Origin of the sequence: Modestobacter sp. Leaf380, assembly GCF_001424485.1 — a bacterium.
In the GTDB taxonomy this organism is placed as follows: domain Bacteria; phylum Actinomycetota; class Actinomycetes; order Mycobacteriales; family Geodermatophilaceae; genus Klenkia.
The window spans coordinates 740,381-764,741 of the sequence record NZ_LMQC01000012.1; the positions used below are offsets into that span (position 1 = coordinate 740,381).

A 24,361-nucleotide genomic window follows, 5' to 3' on the forward strand; every position below is an offset into this window, starting at 1 on the left:
CAGGTCAGCCCAGGATCGGCGCGGGTTCGCCGCCGGTCCGCGGGTGTCGGGTCAGTAGGCGCCGGAGGAGCGGACGACGGCACGGCCGGTCCGCCAGAGGATCGAGGCGTCCATCGCCAGCGACCAGTTCTCCACGTAGCGGAGGTCCAGGCGGACCGACTCCTCCCAGGAGAGGTCGCTGCGGCCGGAGATCTGCCACAACCCGGTCAGGCCCGGCTTCACCAGCAGGCGCCGCGTGGCCTGCCCGTCGTAGCGAGCCACCTCCGAGGGCAGCGGGGGCCGGGGGCCCACCAGCGACATGGAGCCGGCCAGCACGTTGAGCAGCTGGGGCAGCTCGTCGAGGGAGAACCGGCGCAACCAGCGGCCCACCGGGGTCACCCGCGGGTCGGTGCGCATCTTGAACAGCACCCCCGAGGCGTCGTCGGGCACCAGCTCGGCCAGCCGCTGCTCGGCGTCCACGACCATGCTCCGGAACTTGACCATGGAGAACGTCGCGCCGTCCTTGCCCACGCGCTCCTGGCGGAACAGCACCGGCCCCGAGCTGCTGACCCGGACCGCGGCGGCGACCGCGAGCAGCACCGGGGCCAGCAGGAGCAGCGCCGCGAGGGCGGCACCCCGGTCGACCAGCGCCTTCACCACCCGTCGCCAGCCCTCGAAGCGGGGCTGCTCGACGGCCAGCAGCGGGAGGCCGTCGAAGGGGCGGATGTGCAGCCGCGGCCCGGCGACCTCGATCAGGCCGGGGGCCACCAGCAGCTCCAGCCCCGAGCCCTCGAGGTCCCAGGACAACCGGCGGAGGTACTCCGCCGCGGTCTCGCTGGCACTGGTCACGGCCACCGTGTCGGCTCCGACCGCCCGGGCGGTCGCCGGGACGTCGGACAGGCCGGCGACGGTGTACCCGGTCCGGGCCGCCACCCGGGTCCGGTCGGCATCGGTGACGCACGCGGCGACCACGACCAGGCCCGACGAGGGGTCGCCGGCCAGCCGGGCGGCGAGCTCCAGCACCGAGGACCCGCGGCCGACCAGCACGACCCGCTTCGTGCAGCGTCCCGCTCGGCGCAGGGCCCGCAGCCGGGCCCGGGCCACGTAGCGCGCCACCAGCGAGGACAGCACCAGCGCAGGGAGGACGACCAGCACGAGCCGGCGGGAGAGCTGGAGCTGGAAGGCGTAGGAGGTGAAGCCGATGAGAGCCAGGGCCGCCAGCCCGGCGCGCAGCACGCGGGAGAGCTCCTCGCGGCCGAGCGCCGCGACGCGGGCGGCGTACCCCCCGGCGAGGCCGAGGACCGCCGGCCACAGGGCGGGGAGCAGGAGGCATGTCCAGAACAGGACGTGGCCGGGGTTGGTGTCCAGGTCGACGCTGAGCGCCAGCGCCGCGACCGCCCCCAGGACGACGTCGCCCGCGACCAGGGCGGCGACGTAGTGGCGCGACCAGGTGCCGCGCGGGCCGGGCCGCGGGCCACCGGTGGCCGGCGGGGGCGTCGGCGGGGTCGCGGCGGTGGCGACGGACTCCCCCACGGGGGTGGGTGAGGTGCCGGTGGGTGTCCGGAGGACGGGCCCGGCGTCGGTCCCGCTGGGTGCACCGATGACGTCGAACACGCGTGCCTCCTCGTTCACTCTCCGTTGCCCCTCCACCGGGCAGGCGGACGGGACGGTCCCCCCGGAACCCCACGCTGAGCAGGGATGGAGGTGCGACGGCAACGATCACGCAAAGTCACGCTGCGCACAACGGGCATCAACGTGGACCACCCGATCTGGTTGCGGTCCGGTGAACAACCGACGACCATGGACGGCGTTCCGTGACGCTGCGTCTTGACGCACGTACCCTCTAACGAGGATCGGCACCGTCCGGTCCGCAGCCGGGAGCGCTCTCCGCTCCGCCCCACCGGGACCTGGAGGCAGTGCCGTGCGACCACCGACCAGGGCCCGCGCCCACCTGCACTGGTTCGTGCGGACAGGCTCCGAGTGGCAGGACAACGGCAGCGTCTACCGCTGCCGGTGCGGTCGGCACCGCCCCGGCCTCTGACCGGGGCGCACCAGGCGTCTCAGCTCGCCGGGACGGTGAGCGTGCGTGTCGCGGAGGGTCGGCCCCCCGCGGCGTCGGCCCGGGCGTCCACCAGCACGAGGACGGCGACCAGCCCCACCAGGGCGACGACGGTGGCCGAGGTGACCGCCACGGCCGAGGTCGGCGCGGCGAGGAGCACGCCCACCGTCGCGGCACCGGCGGTCGACCAGTGGCGGGCGCGTCCGACGTCGACGACCGCCCGGAGGGCCACGACGACGGCTGCGGCCAGGGCGGCGGCGTAGACCCGCGGCAGCGCGAACGGCGCCGCGGGGTCCAGCCACCGGCCGATCGACGTCCCGGGCAGGTCGGCCGCGACGGCACCCATCAGCAGGCACCCGAGGAAGCCCAGGACCAGGCACGCGACGAGGCCGGGCGAGCACAGACGGGCGGGGGCGGGGCGGTCCACCGGGCCTGTCTACCGAGGGGGTGCCCGGCCGGCGACGCGCCGCGCCGCCGTGGCGGAGGCCGACGCCCCACCGACCCCGCCCACCTCAGCGTCACCGCCCGCTCACGTCGAGCCAGGGGTCAGCGACGCCTCGACAGGTCGACGACGCCGTGCACGACGACGGCCAACAGGCCTACCGCGGCGAGTGCCTCGGCGGTCTCCTCGACCCAGGTGCCCAGGGCGAGTGCCGTCGGGCCGGCGCCGGCGACGGCGGATGCCAGCGCGGACAGCCCGACGGCGGCCACGGCGTAGAGCGCGAGCCAGGTCGTCACCGCGATACGGGTGTCCCGGCGCACCCGCCGGCCCGATGCGGTGACCACGGCGATGCCCACGACCGCGGTGGCCACGAAGACCAGCTGCACGTCGGCCGCCGGCAGCAGGCCGGAGAGCCCCACCTCGACCAGCGAGTGCCAGGACCACGCCTTGGCCAGCGACAGGGCAGCCGCACCCACGGCCAGCGCGAGCCACCACGGGCGGGCCCCGGCCCGGTGACAGCGGACGGCCCCGGTGAGGGCCACCAGGCAGACGACGGCGAAGACGCTGGTGACGAGGAGGCGGGGTACGGAGCCGACGTGGTCCATGTCGAGCACCCGGGCCCAGGCGGTCGCCGTGGGGCCACAGTCACCGCGCAGGCACGCCAGCCGGCCGACGAGACCACTGGTCTCCAGCACCACCGCGGTGACGCCGAGGACCACGGCCGCCACCCGGGTGGGACGGCGCAGCGGGGACGACCAGGCCGAGTGCAGCAGCTGCCGCAGGCCGACGACCGCGCCGGCGGGCGCGGTTCCTGATCGGCGCTCGGGAGACACCGACGACCGGGTCGCGTCCCCGGTCGGGGAGGCGGCGGCGAGGTCGGGGTCCACCCCTCAGCGGTCGGCACCCGGTCCGGTGGGCTTGACGGTGCGGCCCCGACCGTCACTCGATCGGGGGACCGCGAGAGGTCTGCCGCGGCGTGGCTCGCCACAGCGGCGCGCCAGCAGACCCGCGCCCACCTGCTCGTGAGCAGCCACCTACGGTGCGTCAGGACACCCGATCAGACCCTCCTCCCACCCTTCGAGGTGATTCGGCAACGGCCCGACCCTCGTAGCGTCGTCACCATGAGTCATGAGCCCGTCGACGAGGCGCAGTCGGACGAGGTCGGTGGACCGACCCGCCGGCGCGGTTCGCCGCGCGCTCTGCGGCGGGTGCTCCTCGCCGTCGGCGTGCTCGGGCTGTGCCTGGCCCTCGTGGCCGGCGGCACGCTGTTCTTCCTGACCCAGCGCTACGGCCAGAACGTGGACCGGGTCGAGGACGTGTTCGCCGCGCTGGACCCGGCGGCCCGGCCCGCATCGGCGGCCCCGGCGGCCGCGGCGTCGGACTCCCCGGTGACCTTCCTGCTGGTCGGCTCCGACACCCGGGCGACCGGTGGCGGCACCGCGTTCCCGGACGCCCGCTCCGACGCCATCATGCTGGCCCGGCTGTCGGCCGACCGACGGCAGGTGCAGGTCGTGTCGATCCCCCGCGACTCCTGGGTCGACGTCCCCGGTCACGGCATGAGGAAGATCAACGCTGCGTACGCCCTCGGCGGCCCCACCCTCCTGGTGCAGACCGTCGAGCAGCTCACCGGTGTCCGGGTGGACCACTACGCGGCCATCTCCTTCGAGGGCCTCATCTCCCTGACCGACGCTCTGGGCGGCGTCGACGTCGAGGTCGCCGAGACCACGAGCTGGGGGCCGTACACGTTCACCCAGGGCATGAACCACCTCGACGGCGACCAAGCGCGCTGGTACGTCGGTCAGCGCTACGACCTCCCCGGCGGCGACTTCGACCGGGTCCGGCGCCAACAGGCGTACCTGCGGGCGGTCTTCACCCAGCTGTTCAGCTCCGGGGCCCTGCGCGACCCCGGCCGACTGGACTCCGTGCTGCTCGCGGTGACCGGGTCGATCGCCGTCGACGACTCGCTGGGCAACGGGGACCTGCTGTCCCTGGCACTGTCCGCCCGCGACATCACCCCCGACGGGGTCGACTTCTTCACCGCCCCGGTGCTGGGCACCGGCCGGGAGGGCCCGGCGAGCGTCGTCTACCTGGACAGCGTCCGCGGCGAGCGGATGTGGGGCTACCTGCGCACCGACTCCCTGGGCGGGAACGCCGAGGAGTTCGACACCGAGACCCTGCAGCAGGTCCCGAACTGACCCCGTCCCCGGGCCGGCGACTCAGTAGGCGCCGGACCCGAGGACCACGGCCCGCACCGTCCTCAGCACGATCAGCGCATCCACGGCCAGCGACCAGTTCTCGACGTAGCGGACGTCCAGGCTGACCGACTCGTCCCAGGACAGGTCAGACCGCCCCGAGACCTGCCAGAGCCCGGTGATCCCCGGCTTCACCAGCAGGCGCCGGCGCATGTCGTCGCCGTACTGCTCGACCTCGCGCAGGACGTGCGGCCGCGGGCCCACCAGGGACATCGACCCACCCAGCACGTTGATCAGCTGCGGCAGCTCGTCCAGCGACCACCGCCGCAGCACCCGGCCGATCGGCGTCACGCGTGGGTCCGTGTGCATCTTGAACTGCACGTCGTTCCCGTCGCTGGTGGTCAGCATCGACTCCTGCAGCCGGTCGGCGCCAGGGACCATCGTGCGGAACTTGAGCACGTGGAAGGGCTGCCCACCCCGGCCCACCCGCTCGTGCCGGAAGAAGACCGGACCCCGGCTGGTGACCGCGACCCCGATGGCCAGGCCCACCAGCAGAGGGGCCAGGACCAGCAGCAGTACCGCCGCGGCCACGCGGTCGGAGGCGTCCTTGGCCAGCCGGCGGACGCCCCGGAACTCCGGCCGCTCCATGTGCAGCAACGGCAGTCCGGCGGTCGGGCGGATCCGGACCCGGGGGCCGGCGATCTCGGTCACCGCCGGTGCGAGCAGCAGCTCTGCGTCGGTGCTCTCCAGGTCCCACCCCAGCCGGCGCAGGGCCGCCCCGTCGAGCTCGGGGCACGGCAGGATCGCGACGGTGTCGATGGAGAACCGCTGGACCACCTCCGCGACCGCGTCGAGGGGGCCGAGCACCGGCAGGCCGTCGAAGACGTGCGTCTCGGGCACCGGGTCCCGGGGGCCGTCCGGCAGGCAGCAGCCGACGACCCGGTAGCCGAGGCCGGGCTGGTCGTCGAACCGCTGCCGCAGGTCGGCGACGCCGCTGCGGTGGCCGACCAGCAGCGCGGTCTGCTGGTGCAGGCCGCGTCGCCTCCGGCGGCGCAGCCGGTGCCGCAGCGCCCACCGCGCGGCCAGGGTCAGCACCGTCGCCAGCGGCAGCGCGATGACCACGAAGCCGCGGGCGACCTCCAGCCGCAGCGCCCAGGACAGCGTCCCGACCACGGCCACCAGCACCACCGCCGCGGACGCGACCCGGTGGAACTCCTCGGCACCCACCCACAGGAAGCGCTCCTCGTAGGCGCGGGCGAAGAGCATGGTCAGCGACCAGACCACCGGGAGCACGACGGCCGCCACGATCGAGGCCCGGGCGTGGTCCAGCTCGACCGGGGTCGCCGGGGAGAAGCGGACCAGGTAGCCGGCACCGGCGGCCAGCACACCGGCCAGCAGGTCGGTCACCACCAGGAGCCGCACGTAGCCGGCGCGCCAAGCACGCCTGGCCTCGGTGCCGTCACCGCGCAACCGGGCCGGGACGACGCGCTGTCGTCGTCGGACCGTCCGGGGCGTCCGTGTCGCCGCGGTCCACAGCTGCTGCCCTGCCACCCTGCCCCCTGCCCGTCCAGGACCGCTCCGGGGGCACCTCCCCCGGCACGATCCGTTACCGGACCGGACCGTACCGAGACCAGGCGTGCGGGCAACCGCTGGTCAGGGCCCTGTCGCCCGCCACGGAGAGTGACCCGCGTGGCGCTACACGAGCGGTGAGCACCCGACGACGGAACGCACGCGGCCGGGGCCCCGACGACCGGGACGGAGGGTCAGCGGGGCGCGCGGGTGTCGGCGACGCGGGCGGCGAGCTCGGGCCAGCAGGGGTCCGCCGGCAGCTGCGCGGTCTCCATGTGCACCGCGAGCTGCCGCTGCGTCGCGAGGAGCACCCGCCGCGGACGGCGGACGGCGACCACCACGTCCAGGACGGCCCGCATGAGGGGCTTGCCCACGACCTTGACCACCCCGCGCACGCTGGGCGCCGGAGCCAGGTCGGACAACAGGTGCCGGACCGGGAACGGGCGCAGCCCCTGCAGGGCGTGCCAGGTGGCGGTGTCGAAGGGCGCGCCGACCCGGCTGCCCAGCTCGAGCAGCCACCGGTCGGCCAGCAGGACCCCGGCCCGGACACCGAAGGTGGACGTCGTCTTCGCCGACCTGTCCCACACGTGGTCCCCGACGGTCACCGGGCCGCCGGGGAGGCCGTCGACCCGGCGGTCGGGCTGGCTCGGGTGGGTGTCGTGCCAGGCGGTGTCGTCCGGGGTGAAGACGGAGAAGTAGTCGGCCGCGGGCACCTCGGACGCCGCGCGGACCACGGCCGCCAGCGCCTCCGGGGTGTAGAGGTAGTCGTCCTCGGCGAACCAGACCACGGCGTCCGGCGGCAGGTCACGGGCGAGCCGACAGCCGACCTCCACCGCCCGGCGGAAGCTGCGTGCGGTCATCCCGGCGGACACCGCCACGACCTCGGCCCGGCCCTCGACCACGACGCGGAGGTCCGCCGGCACCCCGCCGTCGGCGACGACCGTCACCCGCGCGCCGGGGACCCCGTCGAGGGAGGCCACGAGGGAGTCCCAGGCCGTGCGCCGGTCGTACCAGGCCGGCCGGTCCTTGTCGTTGTCTCCAGAGCGGGTGCGGTAGACCACGGCGAACGACATCGCGGTGAGGTTACCGGCCCGTCCCCGGCCCGACGGGTCCCGGTCCTGGGCGTGTGCCGGTGGTCACCGACCGGCTGAGACCGTGGTCACCGGGGCCTTCGCGCCGGCCGCGCCGAGGAAACGCGTCCAGCCCGCCACCAGGCCGCTCCCCCAGGCCAGGTGGACGATCGGGGGGACGACGGCGCCCTTCAGCGGGTCGGCGCCGTCGGCGAGGGCGGCCCTGGCCCCGAGCGAACCGGCGGCGGCCAAGTACCCGGCAGCCGCTGCCGCACCCCACCGGGGCCGCAGCAGCAGCGCCGCGGTCAACCCGAGCACGACCGCGGGCGGGACCAGCTGCCGGACGCGCAACGACTCCGGGTGCACGTGCAGCGTGAGGCCCTTGAAGAACCCGTACCGCCACATCTGGACCGCCAGCGCCCGCGGCGTCTCACGGACGTACCAGACCGTCGTGGCCGCGGGCTCCAGCCAGATGGTGCCCTGGTCGGCCACCCGGAGGTCGGCCTCGAAGTCCTCGTTGGCGTGGAACCGCTCGTCCCAGCCGCCGGCCCGCAGCAGGGCCTCGCGGCGGTAGCAGCCGGAGAAGACGTGCTGGATGGGGCCGGCCTCACCACCGACCCGGTGCCGGGCACCGCCCAGGCCGAAGGAGCGGCGCAGCGTGCTGGCGATCGCCCGGCCCCACGCACCGCGCCCCTGGGTGTCCATCGCCCCGCCGACGGCGACGACGTCGGGACGCTGGTCCAGCAGGCCCGCGACCCGCTCGAGGTAGTCGGGGGCGTACTCGGCGTGGGTGTCCATCCGGGCCACCACGTCCCCGCTGGCCGCGGCCAGCGCGTGGTTCAGGCCCGTCGGGACGATCCGCTCCGGGTTGTCGACGACGACGATGGGCAGCTCGGGGGTGCCCGCGGCCTCCCAGGCCTGCCGGCTGCCGTCGGTGGACCGCCCGTCGGCGACGACGACCTCGTCGGGTCGGCGGGTCTGCCCGGCCAGCACCCGCAGCACGCGGTCGACGTTGTGGGCCTCGTCCCGCGACGGGATGATCACCGACAGCCGGACGCCCGGTCCGCCGTCGTCCTGGCGCTGGCTCATGGTCCCCTCCCCGGTGGTCGGAGGGCCCGACCGGCCGGTCTGTGAGCTTGCCACAGCCCGCCCGCCGCTCAGGGTGAGACGGCCGACTGCTCCGCCCGGGTGCGCTCGTCGTGGCGGCGGCCCAGCCGGACCACCTGCCAGTACCAGAGCGGGACGACGGACAGGTAGGCCAGCGTGTAGCCCCACGCCACCCCCTCGGCCCCGCCGACGGCCAGCCCGCCCAGGCCCAGCGTGAGCAGCAGGACGGCGACGACCGAGTTGACCTGCAGGGCGGCGCGGGTCTCCCCCATCGAGTAGACGACGAAGGTGGCGCCGGAGGAGAACAGGTTGCACAGCTGCCCGACCACCGAGGCCAGCAGGACGACCCGCACCTCGACCCACGACTCGCCGAGCAGCGCCTCGCCGACGGCGTCCGGGAGCAGCAGCAGGACCGTGCCCCAGACCAGGCCGATCGTGGTCATCAGCGCACCGGCGGCCAGGGCGACGCGCAGCCGGCGGCTGCCGGAGAAGTGCGACCGGCGGGCCAGCTCGGGGACCACGAAGGCGGTGGCGCTCATGCCCAGCAGCGAGACCGGCCCCAGGACGACCTGGGCGCCCCGCAGGGCGGCGATGTCGCTGAGGGTGGCCAGTGCCCCGACCAGCAGCAGGCTGCCCTGGAAGGCGCCCTGCACGATCAGCGACTCGACCACCAGGTACCGGGTGAGGTCCCAGTGCGTGACCAACCAGGACCGGGTGCGCGCCGGGCGGGGCCAGGTGCGGGCGCCGCGGACGCCCAGCAGGGCACCAGCCGCGGCGGCGAGCCCCCAGGCCACCACGAACCAGACGGGGGTGTCGACGTCCACGACGGACAGCACGACGACCCCGACGACCAGCAGGCCCATCCACACGGCGTCGATCGCCGCGGCCCAGTGCGGGCGCCCCTCGGCCAGGAAGGCCATCCGCCAGGCGTCCTGCACGAGCAGGGCGGGCAGCAGCAGGGCCACCGCGGACAGCACGTGGCCCACGGTGCCGCCGATGAGCAGGCCGGCGGCCAGCACCAGGAGGCCGGCGGCCGAGCTCACCACCGCCGCAGACCCGGTCGAGCTCCCGGCCGCCGTGCGGAACTCCCGCGGCTCCGCGGAGGCGAAGCGGATCGCCATCGGCTGGCTGACCAGCGCACGGGAGACCAGGACGGCCACCGAGTAGACCGAGAAGGCGACCGTGAAGGCACCGAACGCCTCGGCGTCCACCTGACGGGCGACGGCGACGGACAGCACGAGGCTGCCCAGGCTGGACAGGGCCTGGTCGACGACCGTCCACCCGGCCCGCCGGGCCAGCAGGGCGGCCACCCGGCGGCGGCCGCCGGGCTGGGCCGCGGGCGCCACCGGGGGGACGGGGACCTCGGGTCCCGGCGCCGGCCCCGGCGTCAGGACGGCGTCACCGCTCGCCGGGTCCGTGGACGCGGACGGTCCACTGGTCCCCGACACAGTGGGCACCGTAGCCGCCGGCTGCGGGAGCGTCACGGGTCTGTGACCGGGTCGGTCCTCCCGGGTGAGGACGCGCGCGGGTCTAGGGTGCCTTCGCACGCGGCGCGACGAGCCCAGTCCGGCGCCGTCCGCGCGAGAGAGGTGCCCGATGTCGTTCCCGGTCCTGTTCCGTTCCTACGGCGGAGACAACCGCAAGGGCCGACCCGAGTGGTTCAGCAAGGCGACCGCTCTGGCCTCGGTCGTCCGGGCCGCCGAGGTGGCCGGGGCCGAGCTGGTCTTCGTGAACAACGGGCCCATCCCCGAGGACCGGCTGCGGGTGATGGAGTCCGCCGGGACCGTGGTCACGCTGCCCGGGGTCGGGGTGCACGAGTCCTACCTGTCGGCGCTGCGGCTCGCCACCTCCGGCCGGTGGGCCGACGACCAGCTCGTCTGGATCAGCGAGGACGACTACCTGTACCACCCCGAGGCACTGCGCCGGCTCGAGCGGGCCGCCGAGACCATCACCACCGCCGACTACTTCGCGCTCTACGCCAACAACCCGGTGGAGCCCCAGCCCCGGCCGGCCCCGCCGGTCCACCGCCCCCGCGGCTGGGTGGACCTGCCTCCCTGGGACGTCGACGGGGAGCGCTGGGAGCGCATCTACAGCACCACCGCGACCTTCGGGGCCCGCGTCGGTGCGCTTCGGGAGGACCTGTCGCTGTTCCGCTTCGCGACGGTGCCGCACAAGAACATGTTCCGCGACCACGACACCTCGATGCTCTACCAGGGCTTCGAGACCTACCCCTGGTCGACCGTGGCCCGGGCGGCCGTGGGCCGGTCCGAGGGCACGCCCCGGGAGCGCCTGCGCGAGGTGGCGATGTCGCCCTTCTACGCCGCGACCAACCTGCGCTCGCACCGTCGCCGCGACCGCCGCCGGCTGCTGGTCGCGCCCCGGCCGGACCTGGCCACCCACGGCGAGTCCGGCTACGCCTACCCGGGGCAGGACTGGGCCGGTATCGCCGCGGAGGCGGACGCCTGGCAGCGGGCCCGCGACGGGGACGCCGCGGGCTGAGCGCCGGGAGTCGAGAGCCGGGGGTCGGGCGCCGGGGGTCGGGCGCCGGGGTCAGGCGCCGCCGCGGCCCCAGGACTCCCGGTACGCGGCCGCCGACTCCGGCATGCGAGTGTCCCCGTAGAGCAGGAAGTTGCCGTCGTAGACCTCGGCGTCGACGTCGAAGAGGATCTCGTAGAGCAGCTCACCGGGACCGGTGCCGCCGTGTTCGGCGAAGAAGTCGTGCATCTCCTGGACGAAGAGCGGGGAGTCGCCCTGGTCGGCGACCCCCGACCACTCCGACACCGCCATCGGCAGGCCCACGCTCTCCGCGAACTCGCGGTACCCCTCCAGGCCCTTGGGGGCGCCCCACTGGTCGGTGAGGTCCATCGACCGGCTCCACTCGACCGGCGTCTGCACGTAGGGGTACTGGTTGTAGTAGTCGACGCTCAGCACGTCGACGTACTCGGCACCCGGGAACGACTCGCGCCAGTCGAAGCCGGTGTCCACCGACTCACGGTTGAGGTTGAAGACCAGCTGCGACTCCGGGTAGACCTCCTGCTGCAGCTCCCGGAAGCGCTTCCAGCCGGCGATGAAGTCGTCCTTCTCCGAGGCGTCGACCGACCAGGGGTACCAGTTGCCGTTGCTCTCGTGCGCGAACCGGATGTAGAGCGTCCCGGCCCGGTCTGCCCACACGTCGCGGGCCTCGGTCAGGGTCTCGCGCCACCGGTCGTCGTAGGCGCCCTGGGCCGCCTCGGCCCAGGACTCGTCCTCACCGATCGCGCCGACGGCCAGGTCCATCGGGCCCTGCCAGTCCTCGTACTCGGCGCCGGGCTGCAGCTGCCAGAGCTCGGTCATGGCCTCGACGTTGTCCGACCAGGTCCCGGCGATCTCGACGTCGCGGCCGCGCCACTCGCCGAACTCGCCGGTGACGATGCCGGGACCGGAGGCCCCGGACAGCCAGGTGCCGGTCGCGGTGCCGATCGCCTCGGAGTAGCCCGGCGCCTCGTCGTCCTGACGCTGCACGAGGACCACGACCGTGACCACCAGGACGACGACGAGGGCGAGAGCGGCTGCGCCCAGGAGCACGACCCGTCGAGCGGGGCGGCGACCGGGGCGGGGGTCCTGGTCGTCGGTGGGCTGGCTGACGGCCACGGTTACTCCAGGGGTCTGGCCCGGGCGGTGTTCCGACCCGGGACGCGGACGGGCGGACCAGCGGCGGCACCCCGTGGCGGGCACCGGGGGTGCCGGGGAACCCGCAACGCCCACTCTAGGCCGGGTCTGCACGCCTGGTGACCAGCACGCGGGCGAGGAGGTGCGCATCGTCACCCGTTCGCGCACAGGACCCCCGATCGAGCGACCCCGTCGGTTACGGGTCTTGCGATAACCTCAACTGTGTGGGGGGCCGTCAGGGAGTCGTGCCCCCCGGGGCCCGGCCCGCTGAGTGCTCCTGCGCGAGGGCCGCGACCTGACGACCGATCGGACACCCGCAGCAGTCGACGACGACGACGCTCCCGGATCCCCTGCACACCCGCAGCCGACCACTGGAGAGACCGTGTCCCCGAACGCGACGTCCCCGCACGTCCCGCCGCTCGACGAGTCCCCCCGGGCATCGGAGCCGCCGGCCGGACCGGGTGCGCCCGACACGGCACAGGGTGAGACGGCCCAGCACGAGACGGCCGGCCCGACCGGGTCGACGCCCTCGGCGGAGTCCCGCGAGGCCACCGGCACCCGCCCCCCGGGCCCTTGGCTGGCCCCGCTGACGACTGCCGGGCAGCAGACCCAGGCGATGCGAGTCCCCACCGGACCCCCGTCGGCACCGGACGACGCGGCCCCCGCAGCCACCCCTGCCGCAGCCGCAGCCCCTGCCGCCACCCCGGCCCGCGCCGGTGGGCCGGCGACCGACCCGGTCGCGAGCCCTGTCACCGGGACTCCCGCACCGGACCGGACGCCCGCACACAGCGCGGAGGCCGCGGAGGCCGCGGAGGCCGCGGAGGCCGCGGTGCCCACCGAGGCCCCCGTGGCACCCTCCTCCCCGGGGATCGACGAGGAGTCCCGTGGAGGAGCAGTCATCAGCGCACGCACACAGAAGACCCGGACCCCCCGGTCCCGCCGGGCCGTGGCCGTGGTCCTCGTCGCAGCGGTGGTCGGTGCCGTGCTCGGCGGGCTGGGCAGCCTGCTCGCCGGGCCCTCCTACTCCACCGAGTCCCACGTGCTGTGGAACCCGGCCGGGGTGCAGTACGCCGACGAGACGGTGAACGCCGACCCGAACCTCGTGGAGCGCCAGGTCACCGACCAGGTCGACGTCATCATGAGCGACGCGGTGATGGGCACCGCCGCGGACACCCTGGGTACCGACGTCGAGGACCTCCGCGAGGAGATCAGCGTCGGGGTCGCCACCGGCAGCAGCCTGATGGTGGTCACCGGCTCCGGCGACAGTGCCACGGCCGCAGCCGACGCCACCACCGCCGTCACCGACGCCTACGTGGGCTACCTCCGGGACAACGGCCGCGCGGTGCTCAACCAGCGCGCCGACGTCCTGCAGGGCACGATCGAGCGCCAGACCGCCCAGCTGGCCGAGCTGGACGGCCAGCTGACCGCGCTCAACGACCAGCTCGGCGGCCTGAACCCCACGACGGCCGCCTACGGTGCCGTCCAGGGCCGCATCGACCGGCTCGCCACCCAGATCTCGGACCTGACCACCCGCAGCGCCGACCTGGTCGACGAGCAGGAGACCCTGCGGGCCAACGCGGCGATATTCCCGGGCGAGGCGTTCGTGCTCCAGCAGGCGGAGGTCCCCGAGGGACCGTCGTCGCTGTCCCCGGCCAAGGCCGCCCTGGTCGGTGCCGCGCTGGGCGTGGTGGTCGGGGCGTGCGTGGTCGCCTTCACGACCTCCCGGTCCCGATCGGGCGGTCGCGGCCACAGGACCGCCCGCACGGCCCCGTAGTGCACGCCGTCGGCGTCGAGGTCCCGGCCCGCCGGGCACGCCTCGCGCCCTGCTCCATCGCCCTGGTGCTGGTCGGCACCCTGCTGCAGCGCATCGCCCTGCCGCTGGGGTCCGACCAGGTGCCGCTGGGCATCCCGCTGCTGCTGGGCATCACGGCCCTCGGCGTGTGGACCGGAGAGTTCCGGGTGACCGACCGGAAGCTGCGCGCCCTCGTCGTCTTCATCGGCACCGCGACCGTCTGCACCCTGCTGCAGGTCGCCACGGGGTCGACGCCGTCCCTGCTGTCGCTGGGCCTGCTCTTCTGCATCTACCCCCTCGTCGCCCTCACCGCCGACATCGGCCGGGCCGGTGTGGCCGCGGTCGAGGAGGTCTTCCTCCGCCTGATGACGGTCGCCGCCCTCGTCTCCGTCGGGCAGCTGGCGGTCCAGTACGCCGGTGTCCCCTACGAGGACCACCTGCTCCGGGTCGTGCCCGAGTCGCTGCTGCTCGTCGGCTACAACACCGGTGACCCCATCACCTACGGCGACCCGCTCTACCGGTCCAACGCCGTCCTCTTCCTCGAGCCGTCCTTCATCTCGCTCTTCCTGGGCATCGCCGTGGCGCTCGCGCTCTTCCGCCGTCGGTCCTGGCTGATGGTGACCGTGCTGCTGGCCGGGATGATCCCGCCCCTGGCCGGCAGCGGGTTCGTGGTCCTGGCCCCAGCCCTGGTCGTGCTGGCCCTGGGACGCGACCGGGCGCGGCTGTTCGCGGCAGTCCCCGCCGTCGTGCTGGCGGTGCTGCTCGCGCTGGCGACCCCGCTGGGCGACCTGTACCTGGAACGGTCCTTCGAGGCCTCCAACCCCAACACCAGCAGCAGCGCCCGGCTCGTGCAGCCCTACGGGGCACTGCTGCCGCCCACCTTCGAGGACTACACGACGACGCTGATCGGGCACGGCGCCGGCACCGCAGACGACTACCTGATCGACGTCGGGCTCATCGACGTCACTGCTCCCCTGGTGCCCAAGGTGCTCTACGAGTACGGGCTGGTCGGGGCGGTCGGCATCCTGGCCCTGTTGGTGGTCTTCCTCGCCGTCGAGGTCCGCCGCCGCCCCTGGACGGTGGGCATCTTCCTGCTCTTCCTCTACGTGAACGCGTCGTTCCTGCAGAGCACCCTCGTGTTCATCACGCTGTTCTGGATCTCGCTGATGCCCCCGACGGACGAGCCGGGGGACGTGCAGCCGGAGGACCTCGTGCACGTGCCCGGACGCGAACCGACACCGGCACGGGTGGGGTGAGGCCGACGTGACACGCACCGGTCAGCACCGCAGTCCCCTCCCGGGTGAGGCCCCGGAGGGCCTGCCCCCCACCGCAGGGCACGGACGGGTGGCCGCCCTCGACGGTCTGCGCGGCATCGCCGTGCTGCTCGTCGTCCTGGGCCACGGGCTGGGCGCCGCGTGGCAGCTCGAGGACACCCCGGTGGCCCGGCTGTTCGAGGTGCCGTTCAACGGCGGGGTCGGGGTCACCGTCTTCTTCGTCCTCAGCGGCTACCTGATCACCTCGATCCTGGTCCGCGAACGGGAGCGCACCGGGCGGGTCAGCCTGCGGGACTTCTACCTCCGCCGGACCTTCCGCATCCTGCCGGCGTTCTACGTGTTCCTCGCCGTCGTCGCCGTGCTGGCGGCCGTCGGTGCGATCCGGGTCGGCGGCAGCGACCTGCTCGCCTCCGGGCTGATGGTGCACAACTACTGGTCGGCCGGGGACACCTGGTGGCTCGGGCACACCTGGTCCCTCGCGGTCGAGGAGCAGTTCTACCTGGTCTGGCCGCTGCTGCTGCTGTGGCTGCGCCCGCGCCGCGCCTGCCAGTTCGGCGTCGCGTACCTGCTGGCGGCCCCCGTGGTCCGGGTGGCCTCCTACGTGTTCGTCCCCGACAGCCAGGACCAGGTCTGGGAGATGTTCCACACCCGGGCGGACTCGCTGCTCACCGGCTGCCTCATCGCGCTGCTGCCCGTGGCGTACCCGGGCGTGTGGGCGCGGGTGCGGCGGTGGGCGGGGCTCCGTGCCGCCGTGCCGCTCGCCGTCGTCGCCGTCCTGGTGAGCAGTGCCCTGGAGGTCACCCTCGGCGGTGTCTGGTCCTTCCCGGCCGGCTACACAGTCACGAACCTGGCCACCGCGGTCGTCGTCGTGTCGATCACCACCGCCGGGGCCCGCACGACGCGCACCACCCGCGTACTGTCCTGGCGGCCGCTGGCCGCGGTGGGCCTGATCTCCTACAGCCTGTACCTGTACCAGCAGGTCTTCCTGCCCGAGTTCGGTCTCACCCCGTCCCTGGCGGGCAGCTCCGGCCCGTGGACGGCGCTCCTGGGCATCGCCGCGGCTCTCGTGGCCGCCACCATGAGCTACCACCTGGTCGAGCAGCCCTTCCTACGGCTGAAGAACAGGTTCTCCCGCGTGAGCCTGCCGACCGGTCCCCGAGCGGCGCGGGACGAGACCGCCGACCCGTCCTGACGGCCCGTCCGCCGTCCCACCCGTCATCGAGCAGGAGCCCCACCGTGCGCAGCGTCGTCGTCGGCAAGTTCGTCCCGTGGCCCCCCAACAGCGGGGACAAGCGCCGCACCCTCGGGATCGTCCGGGCGCTGCGCGAGCAGGGCGAGGTGGTCCTGGTCGCCTACGCCGGGGAGCACGAGGACGCCGAGCCCCTGCGGGCCGAGGGCATCGAGGTGCGGTCGGTCCCCCTGCGGCGCCGTCCCCGCGACCTGGTCGAGGGCCTGGTCCGTGGGCGGTCGATCACCACGGCCCGCTTCTGGGACGCCGAGCTGGCCCGGGTGCTGGCGCAGGCGTGCACGCCCGACACCGACGTCCTGGTGGTCGAGCACGTGCAGCTGCTGCCGGTCGCGCGCGGGCTCCGGGCCCGGGTCCGGGTGCTGGACATGCACAACGTGGAGTCCTCACTGACCGCCCGGATGGCGGCGTCGGCGGCGGGGCCCGCGAAGCTGGTCTACGCCGCCGAGGCCCGGGCCCTGCGCCGCATCGAGCGCACCGTGGACGACGTGGACGTGGTCGCCGTGGTCAGCGAGGGCGACCGGGACGGCCTGGTCGCCCTGGGCAGCCGGCACACCCCCGTGGTGGTCCCCAACGCCTGGGGCGAACCCGACCCGCTGCCGCCGGCGGCCGACCCGGTGGTCAGCTTCGTCGCCCTGCAGTCGTGGGCGCCCAACGTCGAGGCAGCGCTGTGGTTCGCCCGGGAGGTGTGGCCGCGGGTCGTCGAGGCCGTCCCCGGCGCACGGCTGCAGGTCGTGGGCCGCGAGCCGACGGCCGAGGTCCGCGCCCTGGCCGGTCCCTCGGTCGTCGTGACCGGGACGGTGGAGGACCTGACGCCCTGGTACCAGGCGACCCGGGTGAGCGTGGCACCGCTGCTGACCGGTGGGGGCTCCCGGTTGAAGATCCTGGAGTCCCTCGCCGCCGGCCGTCCGGTGGTCTCGACCGCGATCGGGGTCGAGGGCCTCGAGGACCTGGTCGGCCGTGGCGTCGTCGTCGCCGACGCCCCTGCGGCCATGGCCGCGGCCCTCGTCGAGCTGCTCACCGACGTCGAGGCCGCTGCGGCTCTGGGCCTGGCCGGCGCCGAGGCCGTCGGGGCGGACCACTCCTGGGAGGCGGCTGTCCGACCGCTGCTGGCCCGGCTCCACACCCTGGGCGCGGAGGACTGAGGACACCCCGGTGGGCCGTGCGGACACGGCCCACCGGGAGGGTCAGGAGGCGGCCGGCCCCGTCGCCGCCGCGCTGCCGAAGAACATCGTGTCCTGCTCCGCGCGCAGCCGGTCCACCAGGCGACCGGCTGGGAGCTCGACGTCGGCGTAGCCGATCAGCTCGTCCTTGACGACCGCACGCAGCAGTCGCGCCCCCTCGGCGATGCCCAGCGGCAGCACCCGGTCGGCGTGCGTGACCTCGGCCTTCTCCGCCTCGCCGTAGTAGTGGTACCCGCCCGGTGCGTCCAGCACCGTGCCGGCCGGCAGGTCGGTCTTGGCCACGGTGACCACGTCGACGCGGGGCGCGCCGTCGGGGCGGATGGTGGCCTCGCCGAGCAGAGCTGCCCGCGCGACGGTGACGGGCACCTCGAAGTGGCACAGGTGGTAGGGCGTGTAGAAGCTGTAGAGCGGCCCCGTCCCCAGCTTGTACAGCTCCAGGTAGTGGCGCTGGGCCGGGTCATCGTGGGTGCCCAGCACGTACACGCCGGGGCCCGGCTGGGAGCCGACGACGTAGTCGACGGCCCCACCGAGAGACCGCAGCTCGTCCACGTCGTAGAGCTCGGTGAGCTCGTCGACGTGCCCGCGGTGGTCCCGGCCCAGCATCCCGCGACGGTGCACGCTGAAGCCGGCGGCGTTGGCGACCAGGGCCTGCTCCACGCTGACCTTGGTGCCGTCGGCGAAGCTCGTCACCATCCACGGGTCCTGGCCCCAACGCTCGGCGAACCCCTGCTGCGTGGTGGGTGTCCGGTAGGGGTCCTGCAGGCCCTTGATGTTCCCGGCCACCAGCGGGGTGAGCCCGATCTGGCGGACGAAGCGGATCAGGTTCATCTGGACGCCGGGCTGGTCGCCGTCGGCACCGCTGTAGACCACGCCCGCGGCATCGGCCTTGGTGACCAGCAGCGGCCCCAGGGTGGCGTCCACCTCGGCGTTGAGCAGCACCAGGTGCTTGCCGGCCGCGATGACGGCGAGCGCGAGCTCGGCACCGAAGGCCACGGCACCGGTGGCGTCGACGACGACGTCCACCGCGCCGGCACCGGTGAGGACGGCGACGTCGTCGGTGACCGCCACCCCCCCGGCGGCGGCGATCCGGTCGACGTCGGCCGGGGACTCAGCCGCAGCCGGCTGGGCACCGGCCTGCGTGAGGATGTCGAACGCCTTGGCCGGCGTCCGGTTGCACACGACGGTCAGCTGCATGCCGGGGGTGGAGTTGACCACCTGGTTGACCAGGCCCTTGGCCATGAAGCCGGCACCGACCAGGCCGAGGCGGACCGGGCGGTCCTCGGTCTGCCGGCGGGCCAGCAGGGTGTCGACCGGGATCACGAGGGGACCCCGGCCTCGAACAGCCGGCGGTTGGCCTCGACGTCGAAGTCGGGCCAGCTGACGTCCTTGTCCGACACGAGCGACACCGGCAGCGGCAGCTCCAGGCCGAAGGCCGGGTCGTCGTGGCGGTACCCGACCTCGGCGCCGGCGGCGTAGGCGACCGAGACCAGGTACTGCACCTCGGTGTCGTCGGTGAGGGTCTGGTAGGCGTGCGCCAGGTGCGCGGGGAGGTAGAGCGCCCGGTGGTTGTCCGCGGTCAGCTCGACGGCGACCTTCTCCATGAACGTGGGAGAGTCCGGTCGCACGTCGACCGCGATGTCCACGATGGCGCCGCGGGTGCAGCGGACGAACTTGGACTCGGGGTGGCCGGGCAGGGACAGGTGCAGCCCGCGGACGGTGCCGGCGCGGTGGTTGAAGGACACGTTGCCGTGCACGACCGCCGGGTCCAGCCCGTGCGCGGTGAACTCCTCGGCCGCGAAGCTGCGGGCGAAGAAGCCGCGCTCGTCCTCGCGCAGCTCCATGTCCACCACCATGCAGCCGGCGATCGCCGTCTCGGTGAACTTCACGCGGTCGCCCAGTACAGCTGCGAGTCGACCTGCGAGGTGCGCATCAGGTGCTCGATCTGCTTGAGCCGGGTGTGGCCGCGGCCGGTGAAGGTGGCGTCGTCCATGTCGATGGACTGGAACACCCGGTGCAGCTGGGCGGCGCCGGCGGCGGCGTTCCAGTCGGTCGCGTAGCCGGGCAGGACCTGCCCGATCTTGTCGAAGGCCACCCGGTAGCTCCGGTTGTCCGCACTGGGGTCGCCGAAGGTCAGCTCGCAGCCGGGGAACTCCGCCGCGACGATCTCGGCGATGTCGCGGACCCGGTAGTTGTTGTCGTCGCTGCCCACGTTGAACACCGCGCCGTGCACGGCCTCGCGGGGGCTCTGCACGGTCATGACGATCGCCTTGGCGATGTCCAGGGCGTGCACCAGCGGGCGCCACGGGGACCCGTCGCTGGTCATGGCGATCTTGTTCGTCGTCCAGGCCAGGCCGGACAGGTTGTTCAGCACGATGTCGAAGCGCATCCGCGGGCTCGCGCCGAAGGCGGTGGCGTTGCGCAGGAAGGTCGGGGAGAACTCGTCGGTGAGCAGCGCGGACACGTCCCGCTCGACCAGGGCCTTGCAGCGCGCGTAGGACGTCTGCGGGTCCACGGCGCTCGACTCGTCGACGGTGCCCTCGGCGACGCCGTAGACGCTGCAGGAGGACATGTAGACGAAGCGCTGCACGCCGGCGGCCCGGGCCGCCTCGGCCAGCTTCACCGACCCGTGGTGGTTGATGTCGTAGGTGACGTCGCCGATCAGGTCACCGATCGGGTCGTTGGACAGCTCGGCCATGTGCACGACCGCGTCGACGCCCTCGAGGTGCTCGGGCCCCAGGTTGCGGATGTCCAGCGCCAGGGTCTCGGGGACCAGGTCCAGCCCCGGGTACAGCCAGCCGTTCTTGTAGTAACCGGTGTCCACGCCGACGACGGCGTGTCCGGCGCGCAGCAGCTCCTGCGCGGTGAGGCAGCCGAGGTATCCCTCGGTGCCCGTGACGAGTACTCGCATCTCAGTTCTCCAGCTCGTGGTGTCGGTTCTCGGGCGGGTACGACGCGGTCAGTCCGACCAGACCTTCCACTCGGCTCGACCGTCGTCCCACAGCCCGTTCAGTTCCTTCCAGTCCCGGAAGGTGTCCATGCCCATCCAGAAGCCCTCGTGGCGGTGGACGCCGAGCTCGCCGTCGCGCGCCAGGCGCTGCAGCGGGGCGTGCTCGAGCATCTCGTCGGTGGCATCGGCGTCGAGGTAACGGTCCACGAAGGACCGCTCGAAGAAGAAGAACCCGCCGTTGACGTACCCGGTCTGGGACTGCTTCTCGTTGAACTGGGTGACCGCATCGCCCTCGAGCACCATCTCGCCGTACCGGCCGCTGGGGTGCACCCCGGTGAGGGTGCCCAGCTTGCCCGAGGCGACGTGGGCCGCCAGGGTCGCCGGGAGGTCCATGGCCCCGATCCCGTCGCCGTAGGTGAGGGCGAAGCGGGGGGCGTCCAGGTAGGCGGCGACGCGGGCGATGCGGGCGCCGGTCGCGGTGGTCAGCCCGGTCTCGGCGAAGGTGATCTCCCAGTCCTCGGCGGCCACGTCGGTGTGGAACTCCAGCTCGTGCGGCCCGCGCAGGCGCAGCGTGAAGTCGTTCGTCCGCGCGCGGTGGTCGACGAAGTAGTCCTTGATCATGTCGCCCTTGTAGCCCAGGCAGAGCACGAAGCGCCGGAAGCCGTAGTGGCTGTAGGTCTTCATGATGTGCCAGAGCACCGGCCGGCCGCCGATGTCCACGAGGCCCTTGGGGAGCTGCTCACTGGCCTCGCGCAACCGGGTCCCCATGCCTCCGCAGAGGATCACGACGGGGATGTCGGCGGGGCTCACGTCGGTGCTCTGGGTCAAGGTCAGTCCTCGTTCTCGTTGGTCGGGCTGCGTCACTCGACGAGCCTAGGGCGGTCGTGGGTCCGGCCGGACCGGGCGTTACCCGATCCGGTGTCACCCACGGGTGACGGGCTCGGCAGTGGCGTCACCGTGAGTCAGCGACCGGTGACGGACACCGCCATGCTGGCGTCCAGGTCGGCCAGGGACGCAGCTCCGGCGACGGCGAGCACGTGGGCGAGGTCGCTGTGCAGGGCGTCCAGGCAGGCCGCGACGCCCTCGGCGCCTCCTGCACTCAGCGCCCACAGGACGGGCCTGCCGACCAGGACCGCGTCGGCCCCGAGCGCGAGCGCCGTGAGGGCGTCGAGCCCGGTGCGGATGCCGCCGTCCACCAGCACCGGGACGTCGTCACCGACCGCGGCGACGACGTCGGGCAGGGCCAGGGCACTGGGCAGGGCGCGGTCGAGCTGGCGGCCGCCGTGGTTGGAGACCACCACGCCCGCGGCGCCGGCGTCCACGCACCGACGGGCCTCGTCACCCCGCAGGACGCCCTTGACCAGGACCGGCAGACCACTGACCTCGGTGAGCTCGGCGATCACGTCGGGCGTCATCGAGGGGTCCTGCTCGGCGAGGGCGCGGCCGTCCGTCCCCGCCACCAGGTGCTGGGCGAGGTTGACCAGGTACTGGTCGTCGGGCACCGAGATGCGCACCCCGCTGACCTTGCCCTTGCGGCCGACGTACGGGGTGTCGACGGTGAGCACGACCGCGGTGGCCCCGGCCGCGGCGGCGCGGCGGACCAGGGCGTGGGTGAGGGAACGGTCGCGCATGCCGTAGGCCTGGAACCACCAGGGAGCCGTCGCCACGGCAGCCACGTCCTCCACGGCCACGCTGGACCGGGTGGACAGCACGCCCAGGCACCCGGCGGCCCCCGTGCCGGCGAAGGTGGCCCGCTCCCCCTCGGGGTGCGCGAGGGCGTGGAAGGCCATCGGGGCCACGACGAACGGCGACTCGACCCTCGCGCCCGGCAGTTGGACGGACAGGTCCACCGTCGAGACGTCGTGCAGGACGCGGGGTCGCAGCCGGTAGGCCGACCAGGCGGCCTGCGCCTCACCCGCGGTCACCTCGGCACCCGACCCTGAGGCGTAGTAGTCGTGCACAGCCGGGTCGAGCCGGGTGCGGGCGGCGTCGGCCTGCTCGCGCAGGAGCGTCAACACGGGGGGCCTCCCGGAGGTCGGCGGTGGGCGCCGCCGACCGGGGCCCAGGTCCGGGCCCCGACGGCACCCGTCGTGGTCGAGCAGTGGGTCAGTACGCCCCGGACCCGCGGACGACGGCACCGACCGTCTTGGCCAGGATCATCAGGTCCATCGTCAGCGACCAGTTCTCCACGTAGCGGACGTCCAGTCGCACCGTGTCGTCCCACGACAGGTCCGACCGGCCGCTGACCTGCCACAGACCGGTGATGCCGGGCTTGACCAGCAGACGACGACGCATGTCGAAGCCGTACTGCTCGACCTCGGCGGTCACGTGCGGGCGGGGGCCGACCAGCGACATGGAGCCGGTGAGCACGTTGAACAACTGGGGCAGCTCGTCCAGCGAGTAGCGACGCAGGACGCGACCGACACGGGTGACCCGGGGGTCCGACCGCATCTTGAACTGCACGGCGTTGCCCTCGCTGAGCTCACGCAGGGCGTCGATGCCGGTGTCCGCGCCGGGGACCATGCTGCGGAACTTCAGGACGTGGAAGGCCTGGCCGTCGCGGCCGACCCGCTCGTGACGGAAGAAGACCGGCCCGCGGCTGGTCGTCTTGACCGCCAGCGAGATGCCGATCAGCAGGGGCAGCAGCACCGCGACGATGAGCAGGGCCGCGGTCCGGTCGAAGAGGTCCTTGACGATCCGGCGGGCACCGGAGAACTCCGGCCGCTCGACGTGCATCAGCGGCAGGCCGAACATGGGACGGATGTTGACCCGCGGGCCGGCAACGTCCGTGGTCGCCGGTGCGAGCAGCAGCTCGGCCTCGGTCTGCTCCAGGTCCCAGCCCAGGCGCCGGAGCGCAGCGCCCTCGAGCTCCGGGGAGGGCAGGACGGCGACGGTGTCCACCTGGTGGCGGGCGACCACGGCCACCACGTCGTCGAGGCCACCCAGGACGGGCAGCCCGTCGAAGGTGCCGCCGGAACCACCGGGCAGGCAGCAGCCCACGATCTGGTAGCCGTGCTGGGACTCGCGGGCGATCTGTGCCCGCAGGGCGGCCACGCCGTTGCGGTGGCCGACCAGCAGGGCGGTCTGCCCGAGGCGGCCGGCGCGACGCTGACGGTGCACCCGGTCACGCTGGACCCAGCGCTGAGCCAGCGTCAGGGCGGCGGCCAGCGGGATCGCGATGACGACGTAGCCGCGGGCGACCTCGAGCTTGAAGGCCCAGGAGACCGTGCCGACGGCGGCCAGGAGCAGAGCGGCGGCGAAGAAGACCCGGCGGAACTCCTCCGGGCCGACCCAGAGGAAGCGCGGCTCGTAGGTCCGGGCCACCGACATCGCGACGACCCAGACGACCGGCAGCACGACGAGGAACCAGTTCGATGTGGCCGGCACGTCGACGCCGTCGTCGGCGGGCCCGAAGCGGAAGACGTGGCCGATGACCCCGGCCAGGAGCGCGCAGACCGCGTCCAGGGCGATGATCCGCCGGACGTAGGCCACCCGCCAGGAGCGTCGCGCGGTGGTTGCGTCGTTGGCGCGATCGAGACGGTGCTGGCCTGGCGACGCAGAGCGGCCGGTGGCCCGGTCGGGCGTGTCGAGCACAGACAAGCGATTCCCCCCACGGACGAGCCGGCCGGAGATCCCGGCCGACGTGACCCGGGCAGCTGCACCCGGTGGTCAGCTGGAAGGTATCGGCCTGAGAGGCTCTCCGTGCTGCACTTTCGGGTGAAGGCCTCCCCCAGATGGGGAACGCTCCGTCTCAACCCTCACTCTGTGTGCCCGATCGGATGGGCATCTGTAGGACACGCCGCCGTCGATGCGGCTGAGCGTGATCACTCCCTGTGAGACGAACCGGTGACG

20 protein-coding genes are annotated in these 24,361 nt (G+C 73.8%); 6 read left to right on the plus strand and 14 right to left on the minus strand.

Annotated elements, in window-relative coordinates; translation table 11 throughout:
• Positions 1-51: 51 nt before the first annotated feature.
• The 3 genes from ASG41_RS11605 to ASG41_RS11615 form a co-directional block, all read right to left on the minus strand.
• Positions 52-1,593, minus strand: a complete 1,542-nt coding sequence (locus tag ASG41_RS11605; protein WP_235564738.1) for a sugar transferase — start codon at positions 1,591-1,593, stop codon at positions 52-54.
• A gap of 446 nt (positions 1,594-2,039) precedes the next feature.
• The gene (locus ASG41_RS11610) at positions 2,040-2,465 is read right to left on the minus strand and encodes a hypothetical protein (protein WP_056294209.1); all 426 of its coding nucleotides are present in this window, start codon (positions 2,463-2,465) and stop codon (positions 2,040-2,042) included.
• Between the two features lie 119 nt (positions 2,466-2,584).
• Complete coding sequence (locus ASG41_RS11615; protein ID WP_056294212.1) at positions 2,585-3,367, minus strand: hypothetical protein; 783 nt, start codon at positions 3,365-3,367, stop codon at positions 2,585-2,587.
• A 234-nt stretch (positions 3,368-3,601) separates the two neighbouring features.
• Here ASG41_RS11615 and ASG41_RS11620 point away from each other — a divergent pair, with 234 nt between their 5' ends.
• Positions 3,602-4,675: an LCP family protein gene (locus tag ASG41_RS11620; RefSeq protein WP_056294215.1), complete on the plus strand. Its 1,074-nt coding sequence runs from the start codon at positions 3,602-3,604 to the stop codon at positions 4,673-4,675.
• A gap of 21 nt (positions 4,676-4,696) precedes the next feature.
• Here the strand turns inward: ASG41_RS11620 and ASG41_RS11625 are convergent, their stop codons facing one another.
• The 4 genes from ASG41_RS11625 to ASG41_RS11640 form a co-directional block, all read right to left on the minus strand.
• Entirely contained in the window at positions 4,697-6,223 is a 1,527-nt protein-coding gene (locus ASG41_RS11625) for a sugar transferase (RefSeq protein WP_056294218.1), read from the minus strand.
• A gap of 212 nt (positions 6,224-6,435) precedes the next feature.
• Positions 6,436-7,314, minus strand: a complete 879-nt coding sequence (locus ASG41_RS11630; protein ID WP_056294221.1) for a hypothetical protein — start codon at positions 7,312-7,314, stop codon at positions 6,436-6,438.
• A 63-nt stretch (positions 7,315-7,377) separates the two neighbouring features.
• Positions 7,378-8,400, minus strand: coding sequence for a glycosyltransferase family 2 protein (locus ASG41_RS11635; protein WP_056294225.1), 1,023 nt, complete (start codon positions 8,398-8,400; stop codon positions 7,378-7,380).
• Positions 8,401-8,468: 68 nt separating this feature from the next.
• On the minus strand, positions 8,469-9,764 hold the full coding sequence (locus ASG41_RS11640) for a hypothetical protein (protein ID WP_056294228.1): 1,296 nt from the start codon (positions 9,762-9,764) through the stop codon (positions 8,469-8,471).
• 250 nt (positions 9,765-10,014) lie between these two features.
• On the opposite strand from ASG41_RS11640, the gene ASG41_RS11645 reads away from it, so the two are divergent.
• On the plus strand, positions 10,015-10,917 hold the full coding sequence (locus tag ASG41_RS11645) for a hypothetical protein (protein ID WP_056294231.1): 903 nt from the start codon (positions 10,015-10,017) through the stop codon (positions 10,915-10,917).
• 51 nt (positions 10,918-10,968) lie between these two features.
• On the opposite strand, the gene ASG41_RS11650 is transcribed toward ASG41_RS11645, so the two are convergent.
• Positions 10,969-12,048, minus strand: coding sequence for a glycosyl hydrolase (locus ASG41_RS11650; protein WP_056294235.1), 1,080 nt, complete (start codon positions 12,046-12,048; stop codon positions 10,969-10,971).
• An 847-nt stretch (positions 12,049-12,895) separates the two neighbouring features.
• Between ASG41_RS11650 and ASG41_RS11655 the strand changes: the two genes are divergently transcribed.
• From ASG41_RS11655 to ASG41_RS11670, 4 genes are all read left to right on the plus strand, one after another.
• Positions 12,896-13,840 carry a hypothetical protein gene (locus tag ASG41_RS11655; protein WP_157519286.1) on the plus strand — a complete coding sequence of 315 codons (945 nt, stop codon included), beginning with the start codon at positions 12,896-12,898 and terminating at the stop codon, positions 13,838-13,840.
• Positions 13,840-15,114: a hypothetical protein gene (locus tag ASG41_RS23580; protein WP_056294242.1), complete on the plus strand. Its 1,275-nt coding sequence runs from the start codon at positions 13,840-13,842 to the stop codon at positions 15,112-15,114. Before ASG41_RS11655 ends, ASG41_RS23580 begins: the two co-directional genes overlap by 1 nt.
• A gap of 88 nt (positions 15,115-15,202) precedes the next feature.
• Positions 15,203-16,324 carry an acyltransferase gene (locus ASG41_RS11665; protein ID WP_056294246.1) on the plus strand — a complete coding sequence of 374 codons (1,122 nt, stop codon included), beginning with the start codon at positions 15,203-15,205 and terminating at the stop codon, positions 16,322-16,324.
• 44 nt (positions 16,325-16,368) lie between these two features.
• A complete protein-coding gene (locus tag ASG41_RS11670) occupies positions 16,369-17,523 on the plus strand; it encodes a glycosyltransferase (protein WP_056294248.1) in 1,155 nt (384 codons plus the stop codon).
• Positions 17,524-17,565: 42 nt separating this feature from the next.
• On the opposite strand, the gene ASG41_RS11675 is transcribed toward ASG41_RS11670, so the two are convergent.
• From ASG41_RS11675 to ASG41_RS11700, 6 genes are all read right to left on the minus strand, one after another.
• Complete coding sequence (locus ASG41_RS11675; RefSeq protein WP_157519288.1) at positions 17,566-18,882, minus strand: NAD(P)H-dependent oxidoreductase; 1,317 nt, start codon at positions 18,880-18,882, stop codon at positions 17,566-17,568.
• Positions 18,879-19,448 carry a dTDP-4-dehydrorhamnose 3,5-epimerase family protein gene (locus ASG41_RS11680; RefSeq protein WP_056294249.1) on the minus strand — a complete coding sequence of 190 codons (570 nt, stop codon included), beginning with the start codon at positions 19,446-19,448 and terminating at the stop codon, positions 18,879-18,881. Before ASG41_RS11680 ends, ASG41_RS11675 begins: the two co-directional genes overlap by 4 nt.
• Positions 19,445-20,470 carry an NAD(P)-dependent oxidoreductase gene (locus ASG41_RS11685; protein ID WP_056294252.1) on the minus strand — a complete coding sequence of 342 codons (1,026 nt, stop codon included), beginning with the start codon at positions 20,468-20,470 and terminating at the stop codon, positions 19,445-19,447. Before ASG41_RS11685 ends, ASG41_RS11680 begins: the two co-directional genes overlap by 4 nt.
• Before the next feature lie 48 nt (positions 20,471-20,518).
• Complete coding sequence (locus tag ASG41_RS11690) at positions 20,519-21,337, minus strand: sugar phosphate nucleotidyltransferase (RefSeq protein ID WP_200938832.1); 819 nt, start codon at positions 21,335-21,337, stop codon at positions 20,519-20,521.
• A 134-nt stretch (positions 21,338-21,471) separates the two neighbouring features.
• Entirely contained in the window at positions 21,472-22,527 is a 1,056-nt protein-coding gene (locus ASG41_RS11695) for an alpha-hydroxy acid oxidase (protein WP_056294261.1), read from the minus strand.
• A gap of 88 nt (positions 22,528-22,615) precedes the next feature.
• On the minus strand, positions 22,616-24,001 hold the full coding sequence (locus tag ASG41_RS11700; protein WP_235564739.1) for a sugar transferase: 1,386 nt from the start codon (positions 23,999-24,001) through the stop codon (positions 22,616-22,618).
• Positions 24,002-24,361 lie beyond the last annotated feature (360 nt).